The organism is Paraburkholderia polaris (assembly GCF_012927345.1).
Classification (GTDB): domain Bacteria; phylum Pseudomonadota; class Gammaproteobacteria; order Burkholderiales; family Burkholderiaceae; genus Paraburkholderia; species Paraburkholderia polaris.
The window spans coordinates 1-12,272 of the sequence record NZ_JABBGJ010000062.1 but is presented as its reverse complement, the minus strand read 5'-3'; the positions used below and the strand labels follow the sequence as shown (position 1 = coordinate 12,272).

Below are 12,272 nucleotides of genomic sequence, written 5' to 3'. Positions count from 1 at the left end.
TGAGCAGCCGGGAACGCTCCGACGGCGGCGTCAAGCGCGCTAGCGGTCGGGGAGTTCTGTCGTTTCTTACCAGCCGAGCCCTCAGGTAACACATGCAAATAGCCGACATTGCATCGTCCCCAGTGCGCGCAGAGGTTGATTCGCTGGACTGGGTTGAGAAACTGATCCGCATCGATACGACGACCTACAGTGGCAACCTCGCCCTCGTCGGGACAGTGAAGGATTTTTTGTCTGCAAGAGGGTTGGCCGTCAAGACCGCTACGAGGTCGCTGACGAGCGCCGGGATTCTATTCGCCAGTGTTCCAGATGCGGCTGGAGATACCCGCGGCGGCATTATATTTACCGCCAATTGCGACGTCGCCTCGGTAGTTGGGCAGGCCTGGAATTCGAATCCATTCCGTCCATTGGAACAAAACGGCCGTCTCTATGGCAGAGGGGCCTGCAGTATGAAGGGGTTCGTCGGCCTGCTATTGGGGCTCGTGCCCGTCATGATTTCCGCAACGTTGTCGTGCCCGATACATATTGCGCTCTATTACAGCCCTCGAACCACTGGCAGCCAGGCATCCGGAGTTGACGATGCCATTTCAGAGTTCGCCGAGGATGTGCATCCGGTTGCGTGGATATCTGGGCGTCCTACGAATATGCAGATCGTGAGAGGCCAGATGTGGAAGCAGGCTGCTCCGAGCGTCAGACAAACCGCTGCCTCTAATCGAAAACAGCCAGGCATGGATGCCGCATCCAGGGCGGCAACGTTTCGCGCACTTACTCGTTTATCCGCTCGGCAAGACAATCCGCTCGAATTCGGGTGCAGGCATAGCAAGGCAAACAGTCAGAACGATGGCAGTTGCAAAGCCCCAGGTCCAGATATTCGCCCAGAAAGTACTCGCACCGTCCCTAGCGGCGTTATCTCATCCGCAGAGAACATCCGTTGTCAGGACGGTGCGCAAGCATTCGACGTGTTGACGAAGGTGCTCGGTGAATCAGCAAACGGTATGCGCAGCGTAGAAATGTCCGACTTCTACGATTCCAGCGACGAGCATGTGAGCCTGGCTTGGGGGCCGGGTCAATCGCACCTGGTTGCAGCTAAGGACGAGTATGTCGAATTAGCTCAGCTCGCCAGATGCAGCGCCGGGTTGAAAGGACTAATAGCCGAACTCTCGATGGATTCAATGCCGCCGAAGCGACTGTAGAAATGGGCTTCTATCTGGTTGAGCGGAAGCTGCAGGTCACCCCGGCCCGAAGGCATCCCGACACGCCGCTCATCGGTAGCCTCGAGCAGGGCAGGGTGGCAGCCATCAGTGGTGTGCGATCAGAAGAACGCGCCGGTCGGCGGAAGCTGGCCGGTCAGCAGGTTCTGCCCGAGTAGCCGTTCCTTGTACAGGCGCGGATTGTGCGAAGCAATCACCTTGATGTTGCGCCAATGTCGGTCCAGAGCACCCACGCGAGACACGACCGAGCCCGACCCAAGGTCGATCAGCCAACTGGCAATCTTTGGCGCGAGATCATCGATCACCACCTTGGCTTCCGCCGCTGAGAGCGTTGCGGCCAGTGTGGTGTCATATTCGTTGGCTGTTCCGTAGCTATCCCAGGCATGCTGGAGCGCTGCCACCGCGCGATCGGCGGTTGCCTCGACGCTGGCTGCATACGCCCGAATCCGGCCAAGCAGCGTTTGTAATACCGGCTCGTCGGTGGGATGCGCGGCGTCGCCGTGATAGAAGTTGCGCCCGCGTGCGCGCAGAACCTCGACGGCATCCAACGCGACCCGCCGCACGATACCTGTGATGCAGTTGGTCAGATAGACCTGGTGAAAGGTGTATCCCCAAGGCGCAGCGTCGTCAGTGCGCGGCGAGTCTGGTGGATAGACGTGAGTCGCGGGCACGGTCACGGCATCGAACTTCGCCGTGCCTGAGCCTGTGAGGCGCTGACCGAATCCTTGCCAGTCGTCATCGCTGCTCACGCCTTGGCCCCGGTCGAGCACGTATTGCACGGTCCTGCCTTCGCGGCTTTCTACCGCGAGGCCAACGAACGCGTCGTTGTAGAGGTTGCCGGTCGCGTAGACCTTTTCGCCTGAGCCGATATACGCGTGCCGCGCTTCGTCCCATTCGAGCCGGCTCAGCACCTTGCTCGGACGCGCACCGGCCGCGACGGCGTCGGTCTCGGTGAAACTGAGGCCGACGGTTTTCTTTTGTCCCGTCAAATCGAGAACGTGCGCATGGAACGGGTGGTCCCGGCGTCTGAGCGCCGCTTCCACTTGCCACAGATGATTGCGAAACGCGTGAGCGATGTTCGAATCCGCCGCCGCAACGTCGCGCGCGACGACAAACAGTTCGCTCAACGATACGTCTTGCCCGCCGGCGTTGGCCGGCAGGCGCAGCGCGCCGAAGCCGAGCGCCTTGAGCGTCGCGATCTCCTCATGCGGCAAACGGTGATTGCGTTCCCGCTCCGCCGCGGTCGACGCGATATGGGTAATTGCATCGGCAAAGCCGAGTGCCGCGGACAAGGGTGAGACGAGCGTGGTTGCCATCGTGTCTCCCATCAAACCTTGACGCTGTAATCCGCGACCTTGATTCGCGACTTGACGATCTTGCGTTCCGCGAGCCAGTCCGCGGCGCGTTGGAACTGCGCGATGAATGCGGCGTCGTCGGGTTCGTGGAACTGATTCACGCGCTTGAGGCTCGTCAGATAGTCGCGCACCTGATCCGGATATTTGGCTTCCTGCTGCACGAGCAGTTCGGATTCGGCGGCATGCGCCGACTGCCACGCGCCTTCGACGTAGTACGCATCGATCACTGCGCGAATCAGCTCGGAATTCTCTTCGGTAAATTTCCGGCGCGTCACGAGCGAGCTGTAATCGATCAGGAAATCGAGGTCGCGTCCTTCGTTGAAAATGTCCTTGGCGTCGTTGGCATGACGTGCAATGTCCACTGCCGGGGACCACATCGACCACGCGTCGACTACGCCTTGCGCAAATGCCGGCGCGGCATCGGGCGGATTCAGATAGACGAACTCGACCTTGCTGCGGTCGATATGATGCTTTTCCAGCGCTGCAATCAGCAGGAATTCACCCAATCCCGACCGGTTGATCGCGACCTTGCGGCCCACGAGATCGGCAACCGAATTGATACCGCTCGTTTTCTTCACGATGATCGCAGTCGAGCGCGGTGAATAGATATCGAACGCATTGAAGACGAGGGGAGAGCCCGCCAGCATCGCGGCCAGTGCCGGCGTTGTCGATCCCCAGAAGCCGAAATCGGCGCTGCCGCCGACGACCGCCTGAATCGAAGGCGCGTGGTTGGGGAACGGCCCGACCCATTCGACCTTGATGCCCTTTGCAGCCAGCGTCTTTTCGAACACGCCGCGCTGTTTGGCAATGTCAGGCAGACTACCGTAGCCCCAGCCGACGCGAACCGTATCGGTGTTGCGTGTCAACTTGCGCGGCTCGGCTGCGCGAACCGGAAACAGGCTGCTGGCGGCGGCGCCGGCCAGCAGGCCACCCGCCGCGAGCAAAAGTTGGCGGCGGCTCAGTGAAGAATCGTTCATTCTTGTCAGGTCCTTGGAGTCATGCAGAAAGCGCTCAGTGGGACTGAACGCCGAGCTCTTCGAGCAGGATCGGCCGCAGTGCCTGCGGCGTGTGGTTTTTGGGTTGGAAGGATGCCGCGATGCGCCCCGCACGCATGACGAGAATCCTGTCGGCGAGCGTGAGCGCCTCGTCGACGTCATGCGTCACGAGCAGCACGCCGGGGTGATGGCGCGCGACGAGTTCCTTGACGAGTCCGTGCATCTTGATGCGCGTGAGCGCGTCGAGCGCCGCGAACGGTTCGTCGAGCAGCAGTAGTGCGGGATCGCGGGCGAGGCCGCGTGCTAACGCCACACGTTGCGCCTGACCTCCGGAAAGGTTGCGTGGCCAGTCGTCTTCGCGGCCGGAAAGTCCAACTTCGGCCAACGCACGGGCCGCGCCGGCACGACCGACCGTCTTCTCATGACCGAGCGCGACGTTCTCCCACAGCGTCGCCCACGGCAGTAGCCGATGCTCCTGGAAGACGACGGAAGGGCGCTCGGGCGCGCGGATCTGGCCGGCGTCGGGTTGATCGAGCCCGGCCAGCGCGCGCAACAGGGTGGTCTTTCCACATCCGCTTTCGCCGAGCAGCGCGACGAATTCACCTTCGCGGATGTCGAGATCCAGCGCGTCGATGACGACACGGGTGCCGTAGCGGCGCTCCAGACCACGCACCGAGACGGCGAGCGGTGAGCGGCTCGCTTGCTCTTCGGTGGGAGCCGGAACAGCGGCATCGTGGGGCAGTGCAAGATCGAGGCTCACTGGTGCGCTCCTTTGGCGTAATTCGCGTGCCACGAGAGGAAATGCGCTTCAAGCAGCCTCACCAGCGCGTCCGCGACGACGCCGATGATCGCGTAGATGATCATGGTCAACAGAATGACGTTGGTCTGCAGGAATTCGCGGGCATCCATCGCCAGAAAGCCGATGCCTTTCGTCGTCGCCAGCGTTTCGGCGATGACGAGCGCGAGCCAGGCGTGGGCGAGTGCATAACGCACGCCGGTCAGGATGGACGGCATCGCACCCGGCAGAATGATCCGCCGCACGACCGCGGTCCTGTCCAACCCAATGATCTTTGCGAGCTCCATCAGCTTCGGATCGATCTGGCGAATGCCAAGCATGGTGTTGATGTAGATCGGGAACAGTACGGCGAGCGCGACCAGAAAGATTTTCGCCACCTCGCCGACACCGAACCAGACGATGACGAGCGGCAGCATCGCGAGAAAAGGAATGGCGCGCACCATCTGGATCGAGCGATCCAGCAGCGCCTGCGCGAGCGGCGAGAAGCCGACCAGGATGCCGAGCGCAAGGCCGATCGTTCCACCGATTGCAAAGCCTGCTGACGCACGCAACAGCGAAACACCCAGGTGAACGAAGAGATCACCGTTTCTGGCCAGATCCAACGCGGTTGCCGCGACGCTGCTCGGCGCTGGAAGAACCTGTGGGGAAATCAGTCCAACGTGTGCCGCACCTTGCCAGAGCACGAGTATCAGAACAGGGACGATCCAAGAAAGCCACCTGTAGAGCGCGCGTTTCGACATGCCTCCGTAAAGCCGGGACGATGCGACATCGCTGTTGCGGGAATAGGTGACGTCTGCCATGTCGGTCCCAGATTAACCATGAAAAAGGACTGCTCCGGGCGGGAGCCAGTTCGGGTCAACACACCTGAGGGCGAATTCATTTTGCCCAGTGATCCGGATGGCGAACATGTATCGACAAAAGGCGGTTCCTCGCGAAGGCGAGTTTGCTATTAGAGGCTGACTGTATTGCGATGACAAACAGTTTTTTATGCTTTGCTTTTCAGTTCTCACGCATTGCTCGATGTTGCCGATAGTTGGTGCCGTGACGACACTGTCATTGATGTTTCTCATAGGTTTGCGCGACGCATTCAGGGCCGCATCACTTCGACCGCTGCCGGGAGCGCTGCGTTGGCGCGGCCTCGATCACGTGATCCATTTCGGGGCTCGAAGGGCGTACGGTGCTTGCGCGATCCGTTCAAACGCCAGGCGTCCCACAGACGCGGCCGGCGGCTAACCATCAAATGCGCATTTGCATTTCAGGTGCATCGCTGCCCGGCAATGGTGCGCGCGTTTGCAGCGACCCTCCGCAGGTGCCTAGAAAGCCGGAATGATTGCGCCTTGATAGTGCGACAGAATGAATTGCTTTACTTCAGGCGATTGATAAGCGGAAACTAGTTGCTGCATCCAAGGCTTGGTCGCATCCTGCTCTCGCACGGCGATCAGACATGCGTAGACGCTCGAGCCGTTCTCAACGAGAATCGTATCTTTTGCGGGATTGAGACCGGCCTTGATGGCGTAGTCCGCATTGACGGTGGTGGCGTCGAAGTCGTCGAGGGTGCGCGGAAGTTGCGCGGCGTCGACTTCCTTGAAGCGAAAATGCTTCGGGTTCGCGGTTATGTCGAGCGGCGTCGCGTTGATTCCGGTGACGGGATCGATTCCTTGCCGCAGTGTGATGCTGCCCGCCTTCTGAAGCAGCAGAATACGGCTTTCATTGGCGGGATCGTTTGGAATGCCAATTGTCGCGCCGTCCGGCAGGTCGGTGAACTTCCGGTAATGCTTTGAATAAAGACCGATCGGCCCAATCCATGTGCGGCCGATTCCGACGAGCTTATAGCCGCGCGCGCGAACCTGCGAAGCGAGAAAAGGCCGATGCTGGTAGCTGTTCGCATCGAGGTCGCCGGCGTCGAGGGCCGCGTCCGGCTGGATATAGTCGTTGAACGACACGATCCTGATATGCAGTCCATACTCGCGCTCAGCGACCTTTTTTACCACCTCAAAGATCTCTTCGTGCGGTCCGCTCGTCACACCGATCCATCTCGGTATTCGCGTTCTGCCTGCACCTATGACAAAATAGGCCACCGACGGCCATGCCAACTCAAGGGGCGGGGCCGTGACCTGGCATATCGAACCAGTGAATCCACTTTCCGCCACCGTACCTATCTCGCTGGTCAACGGCGTCCTGGCCCGTGCTGACCCTGCAGCGGTTCAGCGTCTGGCTGGACAATCGGGTATCCCTTACGAGTTACTTCACGAACCCGGATCCCGTGTGACGCAGGAGCAGTTTTCCACGCTGTATCGCCTGCTGGCCAGCGAACTCGACGATGAAATGCCGGGTATCTTCAGTCGGCCATTGCGCAATGGAACGTTGAAGTATCTGTGCCTGAGCCTCCTCGATGCGCCTCGACTGGAGGTCGCGATGCATCGGTTCGGTCAGTTCCTCCACCTGATTCTCGAGGAGTTCAGACTCGAATCGCGACGTGACGGGGCGGTCTGCCGCGTTGAACTGGTACCCAACCCGGACGGCCCGGCCCTAAACGTACTTGGCCGCGAACTCATGCTGAAACTCGCGCATGGGGTTGCTTCGTGGCTGGTGGGGCAGAAAATTCCACTGTTAGAAGTGGAGTTCGACTTTCCGCGGCCGCCGCGCGCAAGTGACTACCTGTATCTCTTCCCCGGGCCCGTTCAGTTCGGCCGCGAACGCACCTCCATGTCTTTCGACGCCACGTATCTCGACATGACCATCCGGCGCCACAAAGCCGACCTGAAGCGATTTCTTGCGCGTGCGCCGGAAGACTGGATTTTCGTGTCGTTTGCGGAACAGTTGGTGTCTCACCGCGTTCGCCAATACCTTGCCGGGTGCCTGCCGACGATCCCAACCATCGAGGTCGTCGCGCAGGATCTGCATTTTTCGGTTCGAACGCTGTGTCGCCGGCTGTCGGCCGAGGGGACGACGTTCCAGGCGATCAAGGACGAGCTGCGGCGCGATCTTGCCATCCAGCGGCTCATGCGCTCGTCCGATGCGATCGGGGCGATCGCCTATGACGTCGGCTTCGACGATCCTACAGCGTTTCACCGCGCCTTCCGGCACTGGACCGGCAGCACGCCTCAGGCGTATCGCAAGATGGCGTAAGTCAGGACGTTACGCAGAGGTGGGCGCGTTGACATAATGCTTGCCGAAGCGCTGCCGCCGGGCAAATTTCTGCAGTTTTCCGGTTGCCGTGAGCGGCGATTGTTCAGTGCCGAAGTAGCGATCCATCATCCAATGTCCGCCCGCCATGAGGTCACCCGCGGATTCTCCGTCCCACGGTAGTTCGGCTCCGCGTGGCCCGACGATCTTCAGGTCGATACCCGGGATCGCGCGGCGCTGCTTCGCATCTAGAGAGAGCCCGCAACTTAGGCAGAAGCAAGACTGGCCGATACATTGACAAAACCCGCCAATCGACGTCCCGGCAAATCGCGTCCTGCCGGGGCCGGAGCGAGTCCGTGCGAAGCGGCAGGTTTTGTCAATGAAAGGGCAGGTTTGGACATTGGGCGTGGCCGGCGAGGAAGTTACGATCGAGCATCTGGAGCGCGTTGCGCCGGAGTCAGTCCGTAGCGCGACGCGTCTTTTTGCTAAAACATACCGTAAGGAGACACGCGATGAGTTACACCGCGCCGATCAAGGACATGCTGTTCGTCATTAAAGAACTGGCCGGTCTCGAAGACATCGCGACGCTGCCGGGCTTCGAGGACGCGAACCTCGACACGGCGCAGGCCGTGCTCGACGAGTCGGCGAAACTGTGCGGCGAGGTGCTGGCGCCGCTGAATGTCGAAGGCGATCGCAATCCGAGTAGCTGGAAGGATGGCGTAGTCACCGCTACCCCGGGTTTTGCCAACGCATTCCGCCAGTTCGTCGAGGGCGGCTGGCAAGGCGTGCAACATCCGGTCGACTACGAGGGCCAGGGGCTGCCCAAGCTGATCGCCACGCCGTGCATCGAAATGCTCAATGCGTCGAACCTGTCGTTCGCACTGTGCCCGCTGTTGACCGACGGCGCGATCGAAGCGCTGCTGACCGCCGGCACAGAAGCGCAAAAACAAACCTACGTGCCCAAGCTGATTTCCGGCGAGTGGACCGGCACGATGAACCTGACCGAGCCGCAAGCCGGCTCCGATCTCGCGATGGTGCGTACGCGCGCCGAGCCGCAGGGCGATGGTTCGTTCAAGCTGTTCGGCACCAAGATTTTCATCACGTGGGGCGAGCACGATATGGCGAAGAACATCGCCCATCTCGTGCTGGCGCGCACGCCGAATGCACCGGAAGGCGTGAAGGGCATTTCGCTCTTCATCGTGCCGAAGTTTCTCGTCAATGAAGACGGCTCGCTCGGCGAGCGCAATGACGTGCATTGCGTGTCGATCGAGCACAAGCTCGGCATCAAGGCGAGCCCGACCGCGGTGCTGCAATTCGGCGACCACGGCGGCGCGATCGGTCATCTGATCGGCGAAGAAAATCGCGGCCTCGAATACATGTTCATCATGATGAACGCGGCGCGTTTCGCGGTGGGCATGCAGGGCGTCGGCGTGTCGGATCGCGCGTATCAGAAGGCCGTTGCGTACGCGAAAGATCGCGTGCAAAGCCGGCCGGTGGATGGTTCCGCGAAGCAGTCCGTGGCGATCATTCAGCACCCGGACGTGCGCCGCATGCTGTCGACGATGCGCGGCCTCACGGAAGCATCACGCGCGTTGGCGTATGTCGCCGCGGCTCACTGCGACATCGCGCATCGTCATCCCGACGAAGCCAAACGCGCCGAACACCAGGCGATCTACGAATACCTCGTGCCGATTGTGAAGGGCTGGAGCACGGAGCTGTCGATCGACGTGACGAGCCTCGGTGTGCAGGTGCACGGCGGCATGGGCTTCATCGAAGAAACCGGCGCCGCGCAGTACTACCGCGACGCGCGCATTCTGCCGATCTACGAGGGCACGACCGCGATTCAGGCCAACGACCTGATCGGCCGCAAGACCGTGCGCGACGGCGGCAAGGTCGCGAAGTCGCTGCTGGCCGGCGTGGCTGAAACGATCGAAGCTCTGGGCGCGCAGCAAGGCGCGGCGTTCGATTCGATGAAGAAGTATCTGGCGCAAGGCCATCAGTCGCTGAGCGCTGCTGTTGATTTCGTTGTCGCTAACACGAGGTCGGATCCGAACGCGGTGTTCGCCGGCAGCGTGCCGTATCTGAAGCTGGCGGGCGTTGTCCTGGGCGGCTGGCAGATGGCGCGTGCGTTGCTTGTGGCAACTGAAAAGCGAGCCGAAGATCCGTCGTTCTACGGCGCCAAGATCGCGACGGCGCAGTTCTATGCCGAGCACGTACTGCCGCTGGCTTCGGCGTTGGAAGCGTCGATTGTCAGTGCGAAGGGCGATGAAGGCATTCTCGCTTTGACCGAAGACCAGTTCTAACGGGGGAGATCGCATCATGACCCCCGCAAGTCTCATTGAGCAATACGGTCCACGCGAGTCGATGGAATACGACGTCGTGATCGTCGGCGGCGGCCCGGCTGGCCTGTCCGCAGCGATCCGCCTGAAGCAGCTGGCGGCTGAGAAAGGCGTCGAGATTGGCGTGTGCGTACTGGAAAAAGGCTCGGAGATCGGGGCGCATATCCTGTCGGGCGCGGTGATGGACCCGCGCGCGATCACCGAACTGATCCCCGACTGGAAAGAAAAAGGCGCGCCGCTGACGGTGGATGTGACCGAAGATAAATTCCTGTTCCTGACTGAAACCGGTTCGAAGAGCGTGCCGACCTGGGCGCTGCCGGATAACTTCAAGAATCACGGCAACTACGTGATCAGCCTCGCGAATGTCACGCGCTGGCTCGGTCAGCAGGCTGAAGCGCTCGGCGTCGAGATTTTCCCGGGCTTTCCGGCTGCTGAGATTTTGTACAACGACGATGGCTCCGTCAAAGGCGTCGCGACCGGCAATCTTGGCATCGGCAAGGACGGTGAGCCGACCGAGAATTTCCAGCTCGGCATGGAGCTGCACGCGAAGTACACGCTCTTCTGCGAAGGCGCGCGTGGGCACCTCGGCCGTCAACTGAACGACAAATTCAAGCTGCGCGAAGGCGTTGACCCGCAGGTCTACGGGATCGGCATCAAGGAACTGTGGGAAATCGATCCGTCGAAGCACAAGCCGGGTCTGGTGATGCATACGGCTGGCTGGCCTTTACAGAGCGATACGTACGGTGGCTCGTTCCTCTATCACATGGACAACAACCAGGTGGTGGTGGGCTTTGTGGTCGGCCTCGGCTACACGAACCCGTATTTGTCACCGTTCGAGGAATTCCAGCGCTACAAGACGCATCCGGCGATCCGCGCGGTCCTCGAAGGCGGCAAGCGGGTGTCGTACGGCGCACGCGCGATTACGGCCGGCGGCCTGCTGTCGCTGCCGAAACTGGTGTTCCCGGGCGGCGCGCTGGTCGGTGACGACGCCGGCTTCCTGAACGCATCGCGGATCAAGGGTTCGCATGCCGCGATCAAGACCGGCATGCTGGCCGCAGAAGCGGCATTCGATGCCGTGCAGGCAGGACGCACCAGCGATGAACTCACGGCATATCCGGAGAGCTTCAAGACGTCTTGGCTGCACACGGAACTGCATCGCGCGCGCAACTTCAAGCAGTGGATGAGCAAGGGCCTGTACCTCGGTACCCTGATGGTCGGCGTCGAGCAGAAGCTGCTGGGCGGCAATGTGCCCTGGACGCTGCATCACCAGCATTCCGATCACGAGATGCTGAAGCCCGCGTCACAGTGCAAGCCGATTGTTTATCCGAAGCCGGATGGGAAGCTGACGTTCGACCGGCTCTCTTCAGTGTTCATTTCGAACACCAACCATGAAGAGAATCAGCCGGCGCACCTGACGCTGAAAGATCCTTCGGTGCCGGTGAATGTGAACTGGCAGACCTATGCCGGTCCGGAAGCACGTTATTGCCCGGCCGCGGTGTATGAGTTCGTGAAGAACGACGACGGCAGCGAGCGCCTCGTGATCAACGCGCAGAACTGCGTGCATTGCAAGACCTGCGATATCAAGGACCCGACGCAGAACATCGTGTGGGTGACGCCTGAAGGCGGCGGTGGGCCGAACTATCCGAATATGTAATCCGAGAGCAAGCGCGTGTGCGCTAATGAACAGGAGCGAGACGATGAGTGGTGCAACGAAAGAGGTGGTGGTTGTCAGCGGTGTGCGTACGGCAATCGGCGGTTTTGGCGGCAGTCTGAAGGATTTTCCGCCGACAGACCTCGCCGCACGCGTCGTGCGTGAAGCGCTGGCGCGCGCGAACGTGTCGGGTGACGATGTCGGTCATGTGGTGTTCGGCAGCGTTGTGCATACCGAACCGAAAGACATGTATATGGCCCGCGTGGCGGCGATCAACGGCGGCGTCGCGCAACATACGCCTGCGTTGACCGTCAACCGTTTGTGTGGCTCAGGCTTGCAGGCTATCGTTACGGCCGCGCAAAGCGTGCTGCTCGGCGACGCCGATATCGCAGTCGCCGGTGGCGCGGAAAACATGAGCCGCGCACCGTATTCCATACCGGCTGCGCGCTTTGGTCAGCGTATGGGCGATGCGCGTCTCGTCGACATGATGCTCGGCGCGCTGCACGACCCGTTCCAGTCGATCCATATGGGCGTGACTGCCGAGAACGTCGCGCGCAAATACGAGATCTCGCGTGAAACGCAGGATGCACTCGCGCTCGAATCGCATCGCCGCGCGGCCAACGCGATCACGAGCGGCTACTTCAAGGACCAGATCCTGCCGATCACGATTCCGTCGAAGAAGGGCGACGTCGTGTTCGATACGGATGAGCACGCACGCATGAACGCAACGGCAGAAGACTTCTCCAAGTTGAAGCCGGTGTTCGCGAAGGAAAACGGCACGGTGACGGCCGGCAACGCGTCG

At 61.0% G+C, this 12,272-nt stretch carries 10 protein-coding genes; 5 read left to right on the top strand and 5 right to left on the bottom strand.

Going from position 1 to position 12,272, the window contains the following annotated elements; translation table 11 throughout:
* The first annotated feature begins 92 nt into the window (after positions 1-92).
* Positions 93-1,190, top strand: a complete 1,098-nt coding sequence (locus HHL24_RS38885; RefSeq protein ID WP_169490611.1) for a M20/M25/M40 family metallo-hydrolase — start codon at positions 93-95, stop codon at positions 1,188-1,190.
* A gap of 119 nt (positions 1,191-1,309) precedes the next feature.
* Here HHL24_RS38885 and HHL24_RS38880 read toward each other — a convergent pair whose 3' ends face one another.
* The 5 genes from HHL24_RS38880 to HHL24_RS38860 form a co-directional block, all read right to left on the bottom strand.
* Positions 1,310-2,524 carry an acyl-CoA dehydrogenase family protein gene (locus HHL24_RS38880; protein ID WP_230417754.1) on the bottom strand — a complete coding sequence of 405 codons (1,215 nt, stop codon included), beginning with the start codon at positions 2,522-2,524 and terminating at the stop codon, positions 1,310-1,312.
* 11 nt (positions 2,525-2,535) lie between these two features.
* Positions 2,536-3,540 carry an NrtA/SsuA/CpmA family ABC transporter substrate-binding protein gene (locus HHL24_RS38875; RefSeq protein WP_169490609.1) on the bottom strand — a complete coding sequence of 335 codons (1,005 nt, stop codon included), beginning with the start codon at positions 3,538-3,540 and terminating at the stop codon, positions 2,536-2,538.
* Positions 3,541-3,574: 34 nt separating this feature from the next.
* Positions 3,575-4,318 (bottom strand): ABC transporter ATP-binding protein, encoded by a 744-nt coding sequence (locus HHL24_RS38870; protein WP_169490608.1) that lies wholly within the window; start codon positions 4,316-4,318, stop codon positions 3,575-3,577.
* Positions 4,315-5,154, bottom strand: a complete 840-nt coding sequence (locus HHL24_RS38865; RefSeq protein ID WP_169490607.1) for an ABC transporter permease subunit — start codon at positions 5,152-5,154, stop codon at positions 4,315-4,317. Before HHL24_RS38865 ends, HHL24_RS38870 begins: the two co-directional genes overlap by 4 nt.
* 513 nt (positions 5,155-5,667) lie before the next feature.
* Positions 5,668-6,432: a MetQ/NlpA family ABC transporter substrate-binding protein gene (locus HHL24_RS38860; protein WP_329606811.1), complete on the bottom strand. Its 765-nt coding sequence runs from the start codon at positions 6,430-6,432 to the stop codon at positions 5,668-5,670.
* 31 nt (positions 6,433-6,463) lie between these two features.
* Between HHL24_RS38860 and HHL24_RS38855 the strand changes: the two genes are divergently transcribed.
* From HHL24_RS38855 to HHL24_RS38840, 4 genes are all read left to right on the top strand, one after another.
* Positions 6,464-7,483 carry an AraC family transcriptional regulator gene (locus HHL24_RS38855; RefSeq protein WP_329606810.1) on the top strand — a complete coding sequence of 340 codons (1,020 nt, stop codon included), beginning with the start codon at positions 6,464-6,466 and terminating at the stop codon, positions 7,481-7,483.
* Between the two features lie 509 nt (positions 7,484-7,992).
* Positions 7,993-9,783: an acyl-CoA dehydrogenase gene (locus HHL24_RS38850; RefSeq protein WP_169490605.1), complete on the top strand. Its 1,791-nt coding sequence runs from the start codon at positions 7,993-7,995 to the stop codon at positions 9,781-9,783.
* Between the two features lie 16 nt (positions 9,784-9,799).
* Positions 9,800-11,473, top strand: a complete 1,674-nt coding sequence (locus tag HHL24_RS38845) for an electron transfer flavoprotein-ubiquinone oxidoreductase (RefSeq protein WP_169490604.1) — start codon at positions 9,800-9,802, stop codon at positions 11,471-11,473.
* 43 nt (positions 11,474-11,516) lie between these two features.
* On the top strand, positions 11,517-12,272 hold a 756-nt coding region (locus HHL24_RS38840), incomplete at its 3' end, for an acetyl-CoA C-acyltransferase (RefSeq protein ID WP_169490603.1).

Excerpts from the sequence above, each read along its gene's own strand:
- HHL24_RS38875 (WP_169490609.1), bottom strand. The coding sequence starts at position 3,540 with ATGAACGATTCTTCACTGAGCCGCCGCCAACTTTTGCTCGCGGCGGGT.
- HHL24_RS38850 (WP_169490605.1), top strand. The coding sequence starts at position 7,993 with ATGAGTTACACCGCGCCGATCAAGGACATGCTGTTCGTCATTAAAGAA.
- HHL24_RS38865 (WP_169490607.1), bottom strand. The coding sequence starts at position 5,154 with ATGGCAGACGTCACCTATTCCCGCAACAGCGATGTCGCATCGTCCCGG.
- HHL24_RS38885 (WP_169490611.1), top strand. The coding sequence starts at position 93 with ATGCAAATAGCCGACATTGCATCGTCCCCAGTGCGCGCAGAGGTTGAT.
- HHL24_RS38880 (WP_230417754.1), bottom strand. The coding sequence starts at position 2,524 with ATGGCAACCACGCTCGTCTCACCCTTGTCCGCGGCACTCGGCTTTGCC.
- HHL24_RS38845 (WP_169490604.1), top strand. The coding sequence starts at position 9,800 with ATGACCCCCGCAAGTCTCATTGAGCAATACGGTCCACGCGAGTCGATG.